At 66.6% G+C, this 19,521-nt stretch carries 11 protein-coding genes; 10 read left to right on the top strand and 1 reads right to left on the bottom strand.

The window, feature by feature from the left end; all coding sequences use genetic code 11:
* Positions 1 to 16 precede the first annotated feature (16 nt).
* A complete protein-coding gene (locus ACFIMZ_RS13725; RefSeq protein ID WP_431819997.1) occupies positions 17 to 691 on the top strand; it encodes an NADPH-dependent F420 reductase in 675 nt (224 codons plus the stop codon).
* A gap of 274 nt (positions 692 to 965) precedes the next feature.
* Here the strand turns inward: ACFIMZ_RS13725 and ACFIMZ_RS13720 are convergent, their stop codons facing one another.
* The gene (locus ACFIMZ_RS13720; protein ID WP_431819996.1) at positions 966 to 1,694 is read right to left on the bottom strand and encodes a hypothetical protein; all 729 of its coding nucleotides are present in this window, start codon (positions 1,692 to 1,694) and stop codon (positions 966 to 968) included.
* A gap of 664 nt (positions 1,695 to 2,358) precedes the next feature.
* Here ACFIMZ_RS13720 and ACFIMZ_RS13715 point away from each other — a divergent pair.
* From ACFIMZ_RS13715 to ACFIMZ_RS13675, 9 genes are all read left to right on the top strand, one after another.
* Positions 2,359 to 3,438 carry a toxic anion resistance protein gene (locus tag ACFIMZ_RS13715; protein WP_431819995.1) on the top strand — a complete coding sequence of 360 codons (1,080 nt, stop codon included), beginning with the start codon at positions 2,359 to 2,361 and terminating at the stop codon, positions 3,436 to 3,438.
* Between the two features lie 9 nt (positions 3,439 to 3,447).
* Positions 3,448 to 4,197 (top strand): VWA domain-containing protein, encoded by a 750-nt coding sequence (locus ACFIMZ_RS13710; protein ID WP_431819994.1) that lies wholly within the window; start codon positions 3,448 to 3,450, stop codon positions 4,195 to 4,197.
* A gap of 50 nt (positions 4,198 to 4,247) precedes the next feature.
* On the top strand, positions 4,248 to 5,264 hold the full coding sequence (locus ACFIMZ_RS13705) for a DUF475 domain-containing protein (RefSeq protein WP_431819993.1): 1,017 nt from the start codon (positions 4,248 to 4,250) through the stop codon (positions 5,262 to 5,264).
* A gap of 89 nt (positions 5,265 to 5,353) precedes the next feature.
* Complete coding sequence (locus ACFIMZ_RS13700; RefSeq protein WP_431819992.1) at positions 5,354 to 6,010, top strand: TerD family protein; 657 nt, start codon at positions 5,354 to 5,356, stop codon at positions 6,008 to 6,010.
* 51 nt (positions 6,011 to 6,061) lie between these two features.
* Entirely contained in the window at positions 6,062 to 6,919 is an 858-nt protein-coding gene (locus ACFIMZ_RS13695) for a hypothetical protein (protein WP_431819991.1), read from the top strand.
* A 361-nt stretch (positions 6,920 to 7,280) separates the two neighbouring features.
* Entirely contained in the window at positions 7,281 to 8,864 is a 1,584-nt protein-coding gene (locus tag ACFIMZ_RS13690) for a multicopper oxidase domain-containing protein (RefSeq protein WP_431819990.1), read from the top strand.
* A gap of 66 nt (positions 8,865 to 8,930) precedes the next feature.
* Complete coding sequence (locus tag ACFIMZ_RS13685; protein ID WP_431819989.1) at positions 8,931 to 10,589, top strand: multicopper oxidase domain-containing protein; 1,659 nt, start codon at positions 8,931 to 8,933, stop codon at positions 10,587 to 10,589.
* 17 nt (positions 10,590 to 10,606) lie between these two features.
* On the top strand, positions 10,607 to 19,018 hold the full coding sequence (locus ACFIMZ_RS13680) for a choice-of-anchor Q domain-containing protein (RefSeq protein ID WP_431819988.1): 8,412 nt from the start codon (positions 10,607 to 10,609) through the stop codon (positions 19,016 to 19,018).
* Positions 19,015 to 19,509, top strand: a complete 495-nt coding sequence (locus tag ACFIMZ_RS13675; RefSeq protein WP_431819987.1) for a hypothetical protein — start codon at positions 19,015 to 19,017, stop codon at positions 19,507 to 19,509. Before ACFIMZ_RS13680 ends, ACFIMZ_RS13675 begins: the two co-directional genes overlap by 4 nt.
* The last annotated feature ends 12 nt before the right edge of the window (positions 19,510 to 19,521 follow it).

Below are 19,521 nucleotides of genomic sequence, written 5' to 3'. Positions count from 1 at the left end.
CAAAAAAGGAGAGAGCGTGAAGATCGGAATCATTGGCGCCGGCCGTATGGCGCAGTCGGTCGCATGGCTGGCCGCCCGCGCCGGCTATCAGGTCATGTTGAGCAATTCGCGCGGGCCGGAAACCATCCAGGGGCTGTGCAAGCCGCTCGGCTGCGAAGTCGGACGGGTGGACGAAGCCGCTGCATTCGGCGACATCGTGTTCGCGGCGCTCCCGCTGCAGGTCTGTCGCGCGGTGCCGGCGGAGCCGCTCGAGGGCAAGATCGTGCTCAACCCGCAGAACTATTTCCCGTATTTTGGTCTCCTTCCCGAACTCGAGAGCGGAGCGATGACGACGGCGGACGTGCTCGCGCATCATTTGCCGAAGTCGCGCGTCGTCAAGGCGTTCAATGCCATCCTGGCGGAGGAGGTGGTGCCGGACGCGCGGCCCGCCGGCGCGCCGGACCGCCGTGCGCTGCCGATCGCCGGCGACGACGCCGACGCGCGCAGCACGACGATCACGCTGATGGATCGCCTCGGCTACGACGCGGTCGATGCCGGGCCGCTGGCGGAAGGATGGCGTTTCGAGCGGCGGCGCCCGGTGTACTGCGTGCCGCTCGACAACGCGATGCTGGCGCAGATGCTGGCCGAGACGACGCGTGATTCGGTGATGCCGGAGGCGCATTGGCGCACGCACCGCGGGATGCGCGCCTGACGCCGCGCGCCAACACGTCCGCCGGATAACCTGCCCGCCGTTCCGTCGCATCGCGTCTCCGAACGGGCGGGCAGTTTCCGGAGCGAACGGGGTTGCCTGTCGCGATCCGAAACGCATCGGGTGGTTCATCGACAACGACGGCGTCCGGCATACGATCGAGCACGCGTATTCCGATCAGGGCGAGCCGGTCGGAACCTGCCGGGTCATTCCGCTGCCGTGGACGCGGGACAGGCTGGGGGATGGCCGTTTCATGCGCGTGACGCGCGCAGCGCGGTCACGGGTCGAGCCGGTTCGCGTCGACCGTGGGGTGATGGCTCAGATGCGCACGCAATTCTGCCAGTTGCCTGCGGACCTCCCGCCTCAATGCGTCGCGCGACACGACGTCGATGGTGACGGAACTGTCGAGGTAACCGCGCGCCAAATGCAGCACGACCTCGTCGGTGAAGAACGCGCCTGCGATATAGCTGCCCCGTTCCTGGCCGACGCCGTGCCATCCCGGCGCCGCGTCCAGCCATGCGTCGAACGCCTGCTCGAGATCGGCGATATTTCCATATGCACCGTGGATGTATCCGCGATTGCGCCAGGTCACGTGTGCGGAGAACTGCAGGCTGTCGACCGGGTTTTCCCATAGCCGGGTGATCAGGGCGCTCGGAATCGCGCGCAACGGAACGCTGATCACCAGGTCCGGCGACTCGGGCAGGCGGCGCTCGTTCTCGTTGCGAACGCGCGGGTCGAGCGCGCCGCATTTGACGAGCAGCGCAGTCATGTCGCGCCGAAGCGCCGCCACATGGACCGTGGCGTCGACCACGACGCGATCGATCGAGGCGACGTCCGGCTGGTCGGCCAGCGTCCGCTTCGGTTCGGCCGGCAACGATGGCGGCGCGGTATCGTCCGCGGCGGATCCTGCCGCTCCGGTCGCCCGCGGCGCCCGCGGCCGCCTGAGCATGCGCAGCAGCACAAGGAGGATAACGGCGCCGGCCAGCGCAACAACCCAACCGTTCATGTTTGTCCCGTTCAAATCCAGTGGTTTTCGCGCATGCGCGAATCGCGCGATTCGTGAATTCGCGAGAATATAAAGGCCCGCGACGGGTTTGGGAATGCGCGGCGATCAGCGTCGGGCGGACGCGCACGTTTCTTCGAGCGTCAACCCGTCCACGGCCGTTCGGGACCTGACGATCGTGTGCGGGCTGATCAACCTGCCGTCGCGCAACGACTGCCGCGGCGAAAGACAGTGGATTCTTAAAGCAGGGGCCGGCGCAACCAAGACTCGGAACAGGCGCCGGCAGATCGCCGGCACGTATTGGCCGCACCCGGGCGCCCGCAACCCCGCGTCACGCGGTCAGCGATCCGTAATGCCCGATCGACGCGCATCGCTCATCATCTTTCAGCATGCTTTCAATTTCGCCAATCGCCGCACGCCGTCACGCCCTTGTCACAAGCCCGCCAGGCTGGCTTCCCGCCGGAAGAGATTTCCGCTCCTTTCACGATTCCCGACGTTCCACTTCGTCAATGAATGCAAAATGAAAGCATTCTCTTGACGCAGGGCATTCACCCCATTTATTGTCCGTCTGCCGCCGCCGTGAGAGAGCATGGCCGGAAATCGCGGATGCCCGTCATTGGGGCATGACAACCCGCAGCAGAAGCAGAAAAGGAAACGTGGTAGCCACATGAAGCCGCTGTTCGATGACAAGAAATCCGACGCGGTCAGCGATCGTCCTTCCACCTCGTCTTCGTCTCCCGTCGTCACGTCGCCCGCAGTCGCCATGCCGCCGGCGACCGATGCCGCGCGCCTGATCACCGTCGACGAGATCGACCAGCTCGGCGCGGCGCAGGGCGGCCGGATCGCCGCCTTCTCGCAGCAGATTCTCGCGAGCGTCCGCGCATCGGACGCCGACCAGTTCGGCGACAAGCTCAACGAACTGATTGCAGCCGCGAAGGGGCTGGACCCGCGCGGCGCCGACAAGGGCGGGCTGCTCACGCAGGTCACGCGGCTGTTCCGTTCGACGAAGGAAAAGCTGCTGTCGCAATACGAGTCGGTCAGCAAGCGGATGGACACGCTCGTCGTCGAGCTCGAGAGCCATGCGCAGCGGCAGAAGGCCGGCATCGACGAACTCGAGCGGATGTACAACGACAACTACGCGCTGCACCAGGAACTCGCGCAGGCGAAGACGCACGGCGCAGCCGCGCTCGCGACGCTGCGCGCGCATCTCGCGGCCGGCCAGCAGGCCGACGACGCGTTCGGCGCGCAGCGGCTGCTCGACGTGAAGCGCAAGGCCGACGCGCTCGAGAGCAAGCTCGACGATCTCGACCGCGCGATGCTGATGTCGAAGCAGCTCGCGCCGCAGATCCGGATGGAGCAGGACCAGAAGCGCACGCTGACGTCGAAGTTCATGACGATCAAGACCGTGCTGATCCCCGCGTGGACCAATGCGTTCGCGCTCTACCTCGAACAGCTCGGCACGAAGCGCGCCGCGGCGCTCGCGAACGCGACCTACGACGCGGCCGACGAGGCGATCCGCGCGCAGGCGGACCTCAATCGCGCGAATGCGCAGGAGGTCGCGAAGCTCGCACAGCGCCCGGTGATCTCGACCGACACGTTCGAATACGCGCAGCAGCAGCTGTTCGGCGCATTCGACGACGTCACGCAGGTCATCGCCGAAGGCAAGCGGCAGCGCGACCAGGACGCGCCGCGGCTGCGCCAGCTCGAACAGGACCTGATCACCCGATTCGCCCCGAAGCACAACTGAGGTTCACGCATGATTACGCTTGAGAAACGCGCGGCGAAGGTCGCGATCGTCCTCGAAAAACGCCAGATCCTGAAGCCGCCCGTGGTGCGCGTCGGCGCGGCGCTCGACATCTCCGGCTCCGCGAAGACGCTCTACAAGTCGGGCGTGATCCAGGAGACGCACGACCGGATCCTCGGCATCGCGCTGAAGTTCGACGACAACGGCGAAGTCGACACGTGGACCTTCACCGAAGGATTCGACCGCCTGCCGACCGCGACGCCGGACAACTACGGCGCGTACATCACCGACTACGTGCTGAACGGCGACATCGACAAGTGGGGCGGCACGCAGTACGCGCCGGTGATGAACGACATCGTCGACTTCTTCTTCCGCGCGCCGGAGCCGGAGCCCAGGCGCGAAGCCAAGCGCGGCTTCCTGAGCCGGCTGTTCGGCGGCGCGGACGACACGCCCGCGCCGGCGCGCGCGCCCGTCTCGGCGAACGGCCACCTGCCGGCCTGGGTGCTGTTCGTCACCGACGGCCAGAACCCGAAGAACGATCGCAAGCGCGTGCGCCAGCTGCTGGCCGAGTCGCGGCATTACCCGCTGTACTGGTCGCTCGTCGGCGTCGGCGACCCGACCGAATTCGACTTCCTGATGGAAGTCGCCGACGAAATGCCGAACGTAGGCTTCCTGCATCTCGAGTCGCTCGACGTCTCCGACGAGCAGATCTACGAACAACTGATCACGCAGGAATTCTGCGACTGGGTGCGCGCGAAGTAAGCGCGGGCCCGCACGGCATCCCTTTTTTCGAACAGAGTCACACTCCCATCATGCTGAAAGATTTCAAGATCCCGCTGTCGCTCACGGTGCTGGCGCTCGTCGTCGCGTACTGGCTCGGCGGCGTCAAGGACATGCTGATTGTCGCCGTCCTGTGCGTACTCGAGATTTCGCTGTCGCTCGACAACGCGGTCGTCAATGCGTCCGTGCTCAAGAACTGGTCGGAGAAGTGGCGCAACCGCTTCATGGTGTTCGGCCTGCCGGTGGCCGTGTTCGGCATGCGGCTCGTGTTCCCGCTCCTGATCGTCGCGGTGATCGGCCACATCGGCATGTGGGAGGCGCTGACGCTCGCGATCGACGCGCCGGACAAGTACGCGGCGATCCTGACGTCCGCGCATCACCAGGTGTCGGCGTTCGGCGGCGCGTTCCTGCTGATGGTGTTCTTCAAGTTCATGCTCGACACCGAGAAGGACGAGCACTGGATCGGCATCTTCGAAGGCCCGATGCGGCATCTCGGCCGGATCACCGCGCTCGAGGTCGCGCTGACGCTCGCGATCGTGATCATCGCGTCGCTGTACGTGCCGTCGGCCGAGCAGGTGGGCTTCCTGCTCGCGGGCGGGTTCGGCGTGATCAGCTTCGTGATCGCGCACGGCATCGGCGACCTGATCGGCGGCGAGGACACCGGCTCGCGCGTGGTGCGCGAAGGCGTCGCGGGCTTCATGTATCTCGAAGTGCTCGATTCGTCGTTCAGCTTCGACGGCGTGATCGGCGCGTTCGCACTGTCGAACAACATTTTCCTGATCGCGCTCGGCCTCGGCGTGGGCGCGGCCTACATCCGGGAAATGACGCTCGTGCTGCTGAAGAAGGGCACGCTCGCGCAGTACCGCTATCTCGAGCACGGCGCGTTCTGGGCGATCGGCGCGCTCGCGGCGATCATGTTCCTCGGCGTGAAGCTGGAGATTCCCGAGGTCGTGACGGGCCTGATCGGCGCGGCGACGATCGGCGCGGCGGTGTGGTCGTCGATCATTGCGCAACGCAAGGAAGCGCGCGCCGCGGCGGGCGGCAAGTGACGGTGCGCGGCACCTATTGACGAGGGGCTGCCGCGGGCAGCCCGGATTTGCCGCCGGCGCTTCGGCGGCTTCCAGCAGGAGATGTTCAGATGATCAATTTGTCGAAGGGCGGTCGCCTCAACCTGTCGAAAGAGGCGCCCGGCACGCAGAAATTCCGCATCGGCCTCGGTTGGGATGCGAACGCGACGGACACGGGTGCGGATTTCGATCTCGACGTGTCGGTGTTCCTGTGCAAGTACGACGCGCAGAACAATCCGAAGCTGATCTCCGACCAGCACTTCGTGTTCTACAACAGCGAAGTGCGCACGATGGAGCGCACGGACACCTTCATCCAGCCGGGCGACGATTTCCCGAAGCGCGGGATGCCGGCGTCGAAGTGCCTCGGCGTCGTCCATAGCGGCGACAACCGCACCGGCAGCGGCGACGGGGACGACGAGGTGATCTTCATCGACGTGACGAAGCTCGCGGCGGACGTCGAGGAAATCTCGGTGGTCGTCACGATCGACCAGGCCGAAGCGCGCCGCCAGAACTTCGGGCAGGTGCGCAACAGCTACATCCAGATCGCCGACGAGGTGACGGGCGCCGTGATCGCGAAGTATGCGCTCGAAGAGGACTTCTCGATGGAGACGTCGGTGCAGGTCGGCAGCTTCTACCGGCGCGACGGCCATTTCATGTTCAAGGCGGTCGGCGCGGGCTACAACCGCGGCCTCGGCGATTTCGTCCGGGCCTACGGCGGCGTGGTCTGACAGGCGGCAGCCCGGCGCACGGACCACCGGCGCGCCGGGCGGGATGCACCGATGACCCGCCAGCCTGACGAGCCGAAGCCGCTCGATTTCGACGGCGCGCCCGCGCGCACGCCGGGCCGGCTCGCGTTCGACGCGCCGCCGGCCGATGCGCCGCGGCCGGCCGACCGGCCCGCGCCGAAGGCGCTCGACCTGGGGCCGGCGCCCGAGCGGCATGCGCGCGCGGCGCCGGCCGACGCGGTCGGCCGCGCGCTGTTCGGCGAAGCGAATCATCCGCTGCTCGAGCAGTGCTTCCGCGCCGCGCAGGCGCGTTTCCCGAACCTCTATCCGGACTGCGCGCCGCGCATCGAGCGGCACATCCGGCAACTGGTGCCGCTCAAGCTCGCGAGCGTGGCGACGATCGGCGACGGCGCGCTCGAAAGCGCCGGCAATCTCGTCGAGGCCGTCGCGGCGACGACGCGCGAATTCAACGAACTCGGCGCGGCCGACCTGATGGCGGACCTGCTCGCGCAGGCGACGCGCAAGGCCGGCATGCTCGACCGCTGGTTCCGTCCGTCATCCGGCCACGTCGATTACCGCGCGGCGCTCGGCGCGCTCAAGCAGTCGCTCGGCTTCTTCCCGCGCCGGACCGAGGCGCTGGCCGCGAAGGTCCGGCACGCCGACGAAAGCCTCGTCGTCGTGCTCGCGGCGCTGAGCGCGGTCGCGGACGTCGTGCGCGCGCCCGACGACCCCGGGCTCGAACGCACGCTGTTCGACCGCCGCAACATCGTCGGGCAGGCGCTCCAGCAGATCCGCATGCAGCCGGCGCTGCTGCGCGGGCTCGACGAACGCGTGACCGACCTGCTGTCGCGCGCCGATCACCTGATGAACGTGGTGTTGCCGGCGGCGGCCGCGGCGCGGCCGCGAGGCTGAGCAGGCGAGGGGGCGCCGCTCGGGCGCCAACCGCATCCCCGCACGCCGGCGCGACGCCCATTTCCCTGAAATAAAAATGAAAGCAGCCGTGCCGCGCCGGTATCCCGTCGACGCACCCGTCGCGCGCAACTGACCGCGGGCGACCATCGGAACGCGCGCCGGCCTTCGTTCCTGACAACACAACCCATCAGACGCGCTGGATCCCCCCTACCCGAAAAGTAGGTGGGTGCCCCATCCCGGGCTTTCGCGCGCCTCTGCACAATCCAGCTACGGGTTATTGCGATGACGTCGCCGACCCGCGTTCGCAACCGAGCATGACGTCCAGCGCGTATCGCTGGTTGACCCCAAGGATGGAGGTCATATGTTCAGCACCCGCACGTACTGCAGCAGTGTGGCGGCACTGTTGCTCCTGCTGTTCGCCGTTCCGTCGTTCGCGCAATCGTTTCGTGTCCAATGCCCGTTCACCACGCCGTCGCATCCGACCGCGCTGCCGCTCGGCGCTGGCGAGCCTGCGTACACCAAGCCGACCTATACGGGACAGACCTCCACGGCGACCGGCACCGTGAACGGCGCGATCAAGTGCCAGCAGATCTCGGGCGGCGACGGTTACGCGACGATGGCCAACGGCGTGCAGACCTACCTGTTCGCCTTCGGTCCGCTGTCGGGGCTCGCTGACATCAAGTCCGGCCTGCCCGGCACGGAGCTCGCGTCGGTGTTCAATACCGTCGGCGATCCCCGGACGGACCCGACCTACAACGGCGCGGTGGGGCTCGCCCCCGATCCGGATGCCGGCGGTGCGCTGGACGGTCACGTCGATCCGCGCCCGATCATGGATATCGGCGTGATGAACGGCAACGAGCCGGCGCCAATGATGGCGATCGACGAAGACGACGAGTTCTTCCTCACGCTCACGAACGTCGGGATGATCATGCGTCCCGACCTGTTCGAGAAGCACACGGTGCACTTCCACGGCTACCCGAACGCGTCGTCTTTCTACGACGGCGTGCCGGATGCGTCGGTCGCGATCAACATCGGCGCGAGCTTCACGTACTACTACCTCGCGCCGGATGCGGGCACCTATTTCTGGCACTGCCACATCACGCCGCCGGAGCACCTGCAGATGGGCATGGTCGGCCAGATCTACGTGCGGCCGCGCCAGGACCGGGTGCCCGCGGGCGTGTCGCTGTACGAATCGCTGGTCACCCAGCAGTCCGACCTGCGCACGCGCTGCGGAAACGACATTCTGTGCTCGACGCCGCTGCCTAAGCAGAACACCGGGCTCGTGCGCGCGGCCAACCCCAACATTCCGCAGACCACGCCGGCGACGCTGTCGCTGTACGCGTACAACGACGGCGACGGCTCGACCGCGTACGACGTCGAGTATCCGGTCCAGATTCACGGTTTCGATCCGAACTTCCACTTCGTCGGCATGACGTTCAATCCGGAGCCGTTCACCGACATGAAGGACAAGTTCTTCCTGTTGAACGGCCGCAGCTATCCGGACACGGTGACCGAGGGGGCGATGTCGACGCCTTCGTCGGATGCCGCGATGCATCCGTCGCAACCGCTGCCGACGCTGATCAACATCCCGGCCGGCGGCAGGGCGCTGTTGCGGATCTCGGATCTCGACGTCACCGAATACCAGACGCTCGCGTCGCTCGGCATCCCGATGCACGTGATCGCGATCAACGCCCGCATGCTGCGCGACCTGGCCGGCAACAACCTGGCCTACGACACGAACTCGATCACGCTCGCGGGCGGGGAGTCGCTCGACCTGATCCTCGACGCCAGCGACAAGACGAAATACCACTCGGGCCAGATTTTCTACCTGTACACGCCGAACCTCGATCACCTGTCGAACGATCAGGAAAACTTCGGCGGCCTGATGACCGAGGTTCACATCTGCAGCGCGGTGGATCCAGTCACGAAGCATTGCACTCTTTGAGGGCCAAGGCCCGCCTGCCGCATCGGGCGGGCCCGACCGGGAACTCCTGCACTGAGGAGAACGACCGTGGGACACATCACTCACCGCGCGTGGACCGAGACGCTCGCGCACCTTGGACGGCTCGCGCGCGTCGTCGTCGCGGCGCTCGTCGCGCTGCTGTCGATGCACGCGCAGGCCGCCGCGCCGGGCATCACCGGCAAGGTCTTCAACCTCACCGCCGAGGAAGCCCGCATCACGCAGCCCGACGGCTCGAGCGTCTATTCGTGGGGCTACGGCTGCGCGGCGAACAACGCGACGCCGCTTGTCTTCTCGCCATCGACGATCCCGGGCGCGACCTGTCCGACGATGCAGATCCCCGGGCCGACGCTGATCGTCAGGCAGGGTGACATCATCACCGTGACGCTCACCAACAACCTGCCCGCGGCGGCCGGCAACACGTCGATCCTGTTTCCCGGGTTCGTCGTGTGCACGGGAACGTTGAGCCCGGACGGCAAGACCTGCAGCGCCACGCCGGCGGGCAACGGCACGCCCGGGATGCTGACGCAGGAGGCGCCGCACGGCGGGACGGTCACGTACACGTTCGTCGCCGCGACGCCGGGCACGCACACGTACTACAGCGGCACGCAGGGCGACCTGCAGGTCGAGATGGGGCTCTACGGCGCGATCATCGTGCTGCCGAACACGTCGGCCAACACGGCGGGCTGCATGGCGTTCCCGGATACGGGCAGGCCGTTCGGCCAGCATGATTTCCGCAACGCGCCGGCGGCCTTCGACAACAGCGCGGCCTGCTACGACCGCGAGTATCTGTTTCAGTTCTCCGAAATGGATCCGAAGATCCATCAGCAGGCGGAGCAGCAGGTCGGGGCGAACACGACCTGCACGAAGCCGGGCGGCTGCATGACCGTCGAGACCGAGCCGTATCACCCGGCGTATTTCATGGTCAACGGCCGCTCGATGCCGGACGACATGGACCCGAACTACGCGCCGCAGTATCCGCACCAGCCCTACAACGGCAACCCGCACATGCATCCGGGCGAGCTGGTGCTGCTGCGGATCATCGGCACGGGCCGCTGGCAGCATCCGTTCCACGAGCACGGCAATCACGTGCGCGTGCTCGCGCGCGACGGCAACCTGCTGCTGAGCCAGGTCGACCCGAACAACCCGGCGAAGCCTCAGCAGCCGGCCGGCCCGCTGCTGTTCACGACGACCACGACGCCGGGCCTCACGATGGACGGGATCTTCTACTGGACCGGCAAGGGCCTGAACTGGGACGTCTACGCGCATTACGCGGGCGACGGCAGCGTCTGCATCCCGGACGCGAACGGTTATTACACGACGGCGTCGAATCCGCCGGCCCCGCGCAACGCGCCGAATTACTACGAGTGGTGCCAGGACCACGGCAAGGCCCTCGAGAAGGCGCCGTTCGGCAAGGTCGCCAGCGGCGGGCCGGTCACGCTGCCGGATTCGAACATCCTGACGAACGGCGCCTGGTATGGCGGCAGCCCTTATCTCGGACCGGACGCGACCACGCGCGCAACGTCCCCGACGGGAACGACGCCGCCGAGCGGCGTACAACTGAACCCGGCCGCGACGGAAGCGGGCTTCGCATTCATGTGGCACTCGCATAACGAGCGCGAGATCACGACGAACAACATCTTCCCGGGCGGAATGATGATGATGATGCTCGTCGATCCCCCGGTATTTCCGATCGACGAATCCAATTAGGGGTGGGGAGAAAGGCGATGAGATCCACCAAGCTCACAGCGACGCTCTTCGGCCTGTTCAAGGCAGGGGTCGCGGCATCCATGTTGCTGGCGTCAGGCGAAGCATGCTTCGCCCAGTCGGTCGTCAATCTGACGGCGAAGGCCTCCACGGCGCTGTTGCCGGACGGACAGTCCGTGCCGATGTGGGGCTACACCTGCACGCCGGCGGCCGTCGCGACGGTGCCGGCCGCGAATGCCACCTGCGCGGCCACGAACACGGCCGCCGGCGCGAACTGGTCGCCGGTGGTGATCACCGTGCCGGCCGGGCAGCTGCAGATCAACCTGACGAACAATTTGCCGGCTCCCGTGCCGACCTCGCTCGTCATCGTCGGGCAAATGGGAGGCGGGCTGGGCAACGCGCCGACGACCATGCCGAGTCCGTCGCATCCGACGCAAACCGCGACCACCTGGCCGATCGTCTCGTCTTCCACGGCGCCCGCGACGCCGTACACGTCGCCGCCCGCCGCATTCACGCCGCCCGCGCAAGGGCCTCGCATCCAGTCGTTCGGGACCGAGGTGGCGCCGTCGACCGATCCGAAGTCGTATACGACGCTCACCTGGGCGAACCTCAAGCCCGGCACCTATCTGCTCGAATCAGGCACGCACCCGTCGATCCAGGGGCCAATGGGCCTCTACGGCGTGCTGGTCGTGAAGAGCCCGAGCGTGCCCAGCTCGACCTGCGCGTCGACGAACCAGGCCTATCCGAACACGGCGACCTGCTATGACGCCGACGTGCCGCTCCTGATGAGCGAGATCGATCCCGTGCAGAACGCGGCGGTCGCCGCGGCGGTCGCGACCAAGGGCTTCAGCGAAACCGCGGCGTGGTCGGGGCAGCCCGGCGGATGCGGTGATTCGAAGTCCGTATCGTTCGGCACCTGCTATCCGCCGGTGGTGAACTACGATCCGCGCTATTACCTGATCAACGGCGTCGGGTTCGATCGCACGAACCCGAACGCGTCGGCATTTGCACCGGGCGCGACCGTGCCGGCCTCGACCGGACAGGTCCTCGTGCGCCTCGTGAACGCCGGCCTGCGCATGCACATTCCGGCCGTGGTCGGCGCGCAAACGGGCAATCCGGCCGTGCCCGGGTTCTCGCTCGTCGCCGAGGACGGCAACGTGCTGCCCGGCAACCCGCACATCCAGAACTCCGTGTTCATGGCCGCCGGCAAGACGTACGACGTGATGGTGAACGCGCCGGCCGCGGGGGCCTTGCCCGTGTACGACCGGCAGCTGAGCCTGTCGACCAACAACATGCGCGACGGCGGGATGCAGGGCTACATCGCGGTCAACAACGCGCTGCCGTCGGCGACCGCGGGCATCGGCGAGACGCCGACCGCCGCGGGCGCGAACTACTACTTCGTGCCCGGCACGACGCTGACCGTGTCGGATCCGGCCAAGGGCGTGATCGCGGCCGACTCGGGCGTATACGGCGTGAAGGTCCAGACGGCGCCTGCCAACGGCACGTTGACGCTGAACACGGATGGCACGTTCACCTATCTGTCGAGCAGCGCGACCAACGATAGCTTCGTCTATCAGTCGACGAACGGCACGCCCCCGGTGACCGCGACGGTGACGCTGACCCCGTGCACGACGAGCAACAAGTGCCTGTCGACGCCGACGGCGGGTAACGCCAGCTTCACGAGCAACATTGCGTCGCGCGTGCAGATCGGCGCGCCCGGCGTCATCGCCAGCGCCAGCGATCCCGCCGGCCTGCCGCTCACCGCGCAGATCGTGGGGGCCGCGCAGAACGGCACCGTGACGCTGAATCCGGACGGATCGTTCACCGCGGCGCCGGCGAATCCGCCGCTGGCCGGCAGCAACCCGTCTGCGCAGACGGTGACGTTCCAGTACAAGGTCACCAACACGCAAAACCAGACGAGCGCGAACGCGGGCACCGTGACCGTGACCTTCAACCCGGGCAGCGGGCTCGTCGTCAACGTGATGGACGGGCCGAGCATGGCGCCGGACGCCACCGCGCCCAACAAGATGGTCAAGCTCACCGACTATCGCTGGATCATCGAGGAAGACCGCACGATGCAGATCGATCCGGCGTGCCAGGTGAACTCGGCGACGTCGCGGCCGGCGAACTGCCCGCCGCTGCCGGTCCCGACGCTCGGCACGAACTTCCATACGAGCTACATGCCGGTGGTGGCCGCGGGCTGCGTCGGCTTGGTGGCGTGCGAATCCGGGCAGACCGTGTACGACCCGGTGTCCAACACGCACCTGCCGACCGTGTGCGACGTCGGCAACGGCGTGTGCCGCACGGGCACGAACGTGTCGCAACAGATGGCGGTCGATCCGAAGTACGTCGCGCTCGATCCGACCAAGCACTACTACATCTCGATCCTGCCCGGCGATGCGGGCAACACGTTCTCGAACGGCGGCGGCGTGCCGCCCGCCGGCCTGAACCGGCAGTTCAGCATCGCGCTCGACTGCCCGTCGGGCCCGAGCGGCGCGGACTTCGCGCCGGGCACCGGCAAGTGCGGGCACAGCATGGGCGGCGCGCCGATCTCGCCCGCGCAGATCGCGGCCGCGCAGGCAGGACAGACCGCGGCCGGACAAGCGGGGCAGCTCAACGTGCTGCTGACGCAAACGCCTTATCAGACCGCGAAGCTCTCGGTGTTCGTGTTCGAGGACGACGCGCCGCTGAACGGCGAAGTGGACGTCAGCGGCGGGTCAGACGGCTTCGGCACGGCGCGCGAGCCGGGTCTCGGCGGGTTCGAGATCAAGCTCTGGGACGATGCGGGCGGCACGGGCGACCCGACCGGGCAGATGACCTACGACATGTTCAACATGCCGCTGTCGAATTCGCTGCAGGGTACCATCGATCCGCTCACCGGGCTCAATGCATGCCCGATCACGACGGCGACCGACGGGCTGGTCGGCATGATTCCAACTTGCCCGAAATACGAGTCGGACGGCAAGACGCTGTCGCCGCTCGTCGGCCAGGCCGTCATCGCGAACCTGATGCCGGGCCGGTACGGCGTGGTCGCGACGCCGGCGGCCGACCGGATCGGGCGCGGGGAGGAATGGCTGCAGACCAACACGCTCGACGGACAGAAGGCGCACGACGCGTTCATCAAGGTCGGCGGGCCCGCATACTTCCAGGAGTTCGGTCCGGCGGGCTATCACGTGTCGATCGGCTTCGCGAATCCGAACATCATCAACGCGCGGCGGACCAATGCGTCGAAGACAGGGATTTGCGACACCGGCGCGTGCCCGAACACCATCACGGGTCATGTCTCGAACCTGCATTACAGCCGTCCGCCGAACGAAAACCTGTACAGCAGCGGATCGCACGATTCGCTGGCCTTCACGCAGTGCTACGTGAGCGTCGGCGATCCCGACGGCGAGGATTACGGCTTCACGAAGTGCGACAGCCAGGGCAAGTTCACGATCAGCGGCCTGCCCAGCGGCACGACGCGCATCACGATCTTCGACCAATGGAACGACCAGATCGTCGACGGGCTCGCAAAGGCGGTCCAGCTTCCGAGCCCCACCGGCGCCACCACGGTCGACGTCGGCGACATTTCGGTGCTGCAGTGGCAGACGAACCTCTATACGCGGACCTTCATCGACCTGCACGGTGACGGCATTTCGCACCCGGACGACCCCGGCATCGCGCTGGCGTCGGTCAACATGCGGTTCCGCGACGGCAGCTACTCGAACTTCAACGCCACCGACGGGAATGGCTATGCGCCGTTCAACGAAGTGTTTCCGCTGTTCAACTGGTATGTGGTCGACGACGACATGACGCGCTTCAAGCCGACCGGCACGCACGTGGTGTATGACGCGGGCGGCCCGGTCGACGGCACCGGCGTGCCGGGCAGCGGGAACTCGACGATTGCCAAGAACTTCGCGAACACGGTCGAGACCACGCCCCTGCCGTCGAATCTGCAGGTGCCGGGCGCCAAGTACTGCGCGGACGCCGACTGCGCGTCGGCCGGCACTGGCTCGACCGGCCGGGTCGATCCGCCGTGGGTGACGTCGGAGGCATGGCAGGGCTTCTCGGGCCAGAACTCGTTCATCGAGTACGGCAAGACGCCGTTTGCGAAGGGCGAGAACGGCGGGATTCGCGGCGAGGTCATCTATGCGTCGACGCGGCCGTTCGATGATCCGACGCTGCTCATCCACACGAAGTGGACGCCCAACGTGCCGAACGTCACGGTGAACCTGTACCAGGAGGGCACGGCCCCGGACGGCACGACGAACCTGACGCTCGTGGACACGACCAAAACGGCGAGCTGGGACGACTGGGCGCAGGGCTTCCGCGCCGACGGCAAGACGCCGAACATGAACTGCCCGGGACAGAATACGACCGACCCGTACTTCTTCACGCTGCAGAACACCACCAACTGGCTCGATCCGTTGCATCGCCAGCTGCCCGCGGGCGCGCAGTTCAAGTGCTACGACGGCATGCACGTGTTCAACCAGATCCAGCCGGCGCCGTATGACGGGATGTACAAGTTCCCGAGCGTGACGGCGACGGATTCGAACGGCAAGCCGGTCGCGTCGAACTGCACGATCTGCGTCGGGAAGAATCCCGTCGACGGCACGCCGATGCTGCCTGCCGGCAAGTACGTGGTCGAGATCATCGTGCCGCCGGGCTACGAACTGGTGAAGGAGGAGGACAAGAACATCCTGATCGGCGACAACTACATCGCGCCGGTGACGCAGCAGTTCGGCGGGATCGGCAACATCTACATCCTCCCCGACCAGGCCGCGGTGAACTCGAGCTACAACCCGAACAACGCGCAGAACATGACCACGAACCTCGGTTCGACGCCGCATGCCGAAGGCGACACCGGCAGCGTCGAGCGGTTCTGGCCGTGCGTCGGCGAGTTGCGCATCGTGCCGGACTACATGAGCATCTTCCCCGGATCGAAGGAGGTGGCGCCGTTCGCGGGTGCGTCGCGGCATCTGTGCGACCGCAAGGAAGTGGTGCTCACGGACGAGGAGTCGGTGCTCGCGAAGTTCTGGGTCTTCAGCTCGACGCATGTCAGCGCGCACTACACGGGCTTCATGCTCGACGATTTCTCGTCGGAGTTCGATCCGTATTCGCCGCAGTTCGGCGAGAAGTTCGCGGTGCCGAACGTGCCGGTTTCGTTCAAGGATTTCACCGGCAACGAAATCTCGCGCACGTATTCCGATCAGTGGGGCATCTACAACGGGCTGACGTTCTCGACCTGGGAAGTGAATCCTCCGAACCCGACCGGTTATGCGCCGACGATGATGGTCGCGTGCATGAACGACCCGGGCCCGATTCCCGACCCGAACAACCCCGGCAAGACGATGACCGATCCGCTGTACAACCCGGCTTACAGCCAGTTCTGCTACGAGATTCCGTTCATGCCAGGACAGACCCAGTACATGGATACGCCGGTGGTGCCGGTGCAGGCATTCGCCGACGGGTACGACCAGCCCGACTGCGCATATCCGGATGCCACGCCCGCGATCTCGAGCGTGACCGGCGATGCGAGCAACGGCGGCGCGGGCCCGTGGGTCGGTGCGCCCGGTCATCGCCTGACGATCAACGCGCTCGGTGATCAGCAAGTGCCGAACAACGCGTACACGGGACCGAGCCAGTCCACGGCGCCGTTCAACCAGAAGTTCGTTACGCGCCACTACGGCTTTGGCGGTACGAAGGGAACGGGATCGGTCACGATCGCGGGCGTCATTGCGCCTGTCGTGTCGTGGAGCGACAAGCAGATCGTCGTCAACGTGCCTGACCTGAGCCTCGCGATCCCGCCGCTGCTGACGCCGGCGTCGACCTGCACGATCCAGCAGATGGGCGCGCCCGCGACCCAGTGCGGCGAGCTCGTGATCACGGCCGGCAACGGCAAGCGGTCGATCGACACGGTGACCGTGACGATCGGCGGCAAGCCGCCGACCTTCGTCAACGGCGAGAACGGTGCGAACAACGCGATCCAGACCGCGATCAACAACGCGAGCGCGGGCGACCTGATCGTCGTCGGTCCGGGCACGTACAACGAGATGCTGGTGATGTGGAAGCCGGTCCGGCTGCAAGGCGTCGGCGCGCCGTCGGTGATGGTCAATGCGAACACGCATCCGTCGGGCAAGCTGGATCCGTGGCGCCGGCTGGTCGACTGCCTGTTCGGCGTGTCGCTGGACGGCGGGCCGATCACGGCCTACGACCCGACGAAGCCGGTCTCGACGACCAACAACCCGTACGACCCGTCCGGCACCTATCAGTGCTCGACGCAGATGCAGGGCCATGCGGACGCGATACCGTTCGAGCCGACCGTCGGCTGGGACGCCAACCTCAACGGCAACCTGGGCGAATTGCTGATGGAACCGTCGCTGATGGGCGCGTATGAGGGCGCGGGCATCACGGTGCTGGCCAAGGGCGTGCAGCCGAGCACGAACTGCACCGCGAACGGCATCTGCACGCCGCTCACGACGAAGGACTGCACGACGGACCCGAACAACCCGAACTACAGCAACTTCCTGTGCAATCCGTCGCGCGTCGACGGGATCACGTTCACCAACAGCTCGCAAGGCGGCGGCGGGATCTTCCTGCACGGCTGGAACCACTACACGGAGGTGTCGAACAACCGGGTGACGAGCAACGCGGGCACGCTCACGGGCGGCATCACGGTCGGCCAGGTCGAGGTGCCGGACGGGACGATCGCGTCGGACGGCGTGACGCAGCTGGCATACATGTACAACACGCATGTCAACTTGCATCACAACGCGGTCACGTCGAACGCCGCGTACGGCGACGAAATCAACTCGACCACGCCATCGGCGGCGGGGGGCGTGACCTTCTGCTCGGGTTCCGACTACTACCACTTCAACTACAACTGGGTATGCGGGAACATCAGCAGCGGTGACGGCGGCGGCGTCGCGCACTTCGGGTTCAGCTACAACGGCGACCTGTCGCACAACGTGGTGTTGTTCAACCAGAGCAACAACCCGACGCTCCCGACGTACGGCGGCGGCATCATTGCGCAGGGCGTGCCCCCGGACGGCACGTTCTGCGAGAACTCGACCGTCGACGTCGATTGCGCGCCGGAGCTGTCCGACGGCGTCGGCCCGGGCCTCGTGATCGACGGCAACCTGATCATGGGCAACACCGCCGAAAGCGGCAAGGGCGGCGGCCTGCGGCTGCAGAACATCAACGGCACCGACGTGCAGCGCAGCCTCGCGAACCCGAACAACTGGTATCAGGTCAGCGTGATCAACAACATCATCGCGGACAACGTGGCAGGCTGGTCGGGAGGCGGCGTGTCGCTGCAGGATGCGGTCCGCGTGAACTTCATCAACAACACGGTGATCGCGAACGATGCGACGGCGTCGGCGGGCGTGCTCTTCAATACGCCGGCAGCGTCGCAATCGAACGTGCTGCCGCCCGGATGCACGACCAATCCGGGCAGCGCGGAAACGACGTGCACGAGCTACATCGAGACGTCGACGCCGCAGCCGGCCGGACTGGAGACGGCGAACCACACGCAGAACCTGCTGACGGCGTTCACCCCGCCCGCGAACTTCACGGGGAAGATCACGTGTCCTGCGAACGAGCCGAACTGCACGAAGTTCTCGAACCCGGTGCTGACCAACGACCTGTTCTGGCAAAACCGCTCGTTCTACATCTCGGTGAGCGCGCAACCGAACCCGAACATTCCCGGCGTGCAGAACGCCGTGACGTTGAACCCGACCCTGAACCAGAAGGGGACCTCGACAGGCTACTGCGTGACGGGTGGCACGACTCCGCCGGTCTATTGGGACATCGGTGCGTACGGCGACACCGGGCCAGCCAACCATCAATCGGGATTGACGATGAACCCGCAGTATTCGATCCTGACCAGCACGACGGGTTACGCCGCGAGCAACCGCGCGCAAAGCCCGCAGACGATCGGCCAATACTGCAACGGCTCGCGCGTGCCGCCGGAAGCCGGCGGAAACGGCTTTGCCGTGCCGCCCGGGATTGCGGACGCGGTGTTGCCGAACCCGCTGTTCGGCCTGATGCCGACGGCGACGCCCGATGAAGGCAACCAGTGGATCAACATGTCGTACGGGCCGCTGTCGCTGTTCAACGAGGCGCTGTTGCCGGGCCAGACGGGCTACAACGTGATGATGGGCAACTACTCGATCAAGAGCACGTCGCCGGCGATCGGCGCTGCCACGGGAGCGGGTTCGCCGAATCATGACATCTTCGGCACGCCGAGGCCGCAGCTCGGCAGGTACGACATCGGCGCGGTCGAGTACGTGCAACCCGGCTTGGGCGGCTTGTTAGGCAGCAGCCAGATCGACCCGCTCGCGCTGGGAAGCCAGCCGACCGGCTCGGGGCTCGGTCTGGCGGGCCTCGTCCAGCAGGTCCTCGCGCCGGCGACGACGATGCTCAAATCGGTCACGGGAACGCGGCCATGAAACGCTCGACCTTCCGCACGGCGGCGGCGCTGCTGCTCGCGCTCGGCGCCTGCCTCGTCGCGGTCCGGCCTGAGCCGGCCGCGGCCGGGCAGGGCGCGCCCGCCGTACGCGCTCGCTCGCCGTACCAGCCCGTGAGCCTGCCGCGACAGGCGAAGGCCTATTACCAGCTGGCGAAAGGCATCGACGACCTGCACGTGCGCAGCACCGCGTCGGGCAACCTGATCCGCTTCAGCTATCGGGTCACCGATCCGCAGAAGGCGCGGCCGCTCGCCGACACGAAGGCCACCGCCTATTTGTACGGGGAGGCGAGCCATGCGCTGCTCGTGATCCCGGTGATGGACCAGATCGGCGCATTGCGGCAGACGGGCCGGCTGGAAGCCGGCCAGGAGTACTGGATGGTGTTTTCCAACAAGGGCGAGCCGATCAAGCGCGGCGACCGTGTCAGCGTGCTGATCGATTCGCTTCATATCGACGGGCTGGTGGTCGAGTAATCACGCACAAGC

It is taken from the genome of Burkholderia sp. F1 (genome assembly GCF_050813845.1).
Taxonomy (GTDB): domain Bacteria; phylum Pseudomonadota; class Gammaproteobacteria; order Burkholderiales; family Burkholderiaceae; genus Burkholderia; species Burkholderia ubonensis.
The sequence above is the reverse complement of the archived record's forward strand: the minus strand, read 5'-3'. Positions and strand labels throughout refer to the sequence as shown.

Coding starts and splice junctions, on each gene's coding strand:
- ACFIMZ_RS13705 (WP_431819993.1), top strand. CDS start 4,248: ATGCTGAAAGATTTCAAGATCCCGCTGTCGCTCACGGTGCTGGCGCTC.
- ACFIMZ_RS13710 (WP_431819994.1), top strand. CDS start 3,448: ATGATTACGCTTGAGAAACGCGCGGCGAAGGTCGCGATCGTCCTCGAA.
- ACFIMZ_RS13675 (WP_431819987.1), top strand. CDS start 19,015: ATGAAACGCTCGACCTTCCGCACGGCGGCGGCGCTGCTGCTCGCGCTC.
- ACFIMZ_RS13720 (WP_431819996.1), bottom strand. CDS start 1,694: ATGAACGGTTGGGTTGTTGCGCTGGCCGGCGCCGTTATCCTCCTTGTG.
- ACFIMZ_RS13680 (WP_431819988.1), top strand. CDS start 10,607: ATGAGATCCACCAAGCTCACAGCGACGCTCTTCGGCCTGTTCAAGGCA.
- ACFIMZ_RS13690 (WP_431819990.1), top strand. CDS start 7,281: ATGTTCAGCACCCGCACGTACTGCAGCAGTGTGGCGGCACTGTTGCTC.
- ACFIMZ_RS13715 (WP_431819995.1), top strand. CDS start 2,359: ATGAAGCCGCTGTTCGATGACAAGAAATCCGACGCGGTCAGCGATCGT.
- ACFIMZ_RS13700 (WP_431819992.1), top strand. CDS start 5,354: ATGATCAATTTGTCGAAGGGCGGTCGCCTCAACCTGTCGAAAGAGGCG.
- ACFIMZ_RS13695 (WP_431819991.1), top strand. CDS start 6,062: ATGACCCGCCAGCCTGACGAGCCGAAGCCGCTCGATTTCGACGGCGCG.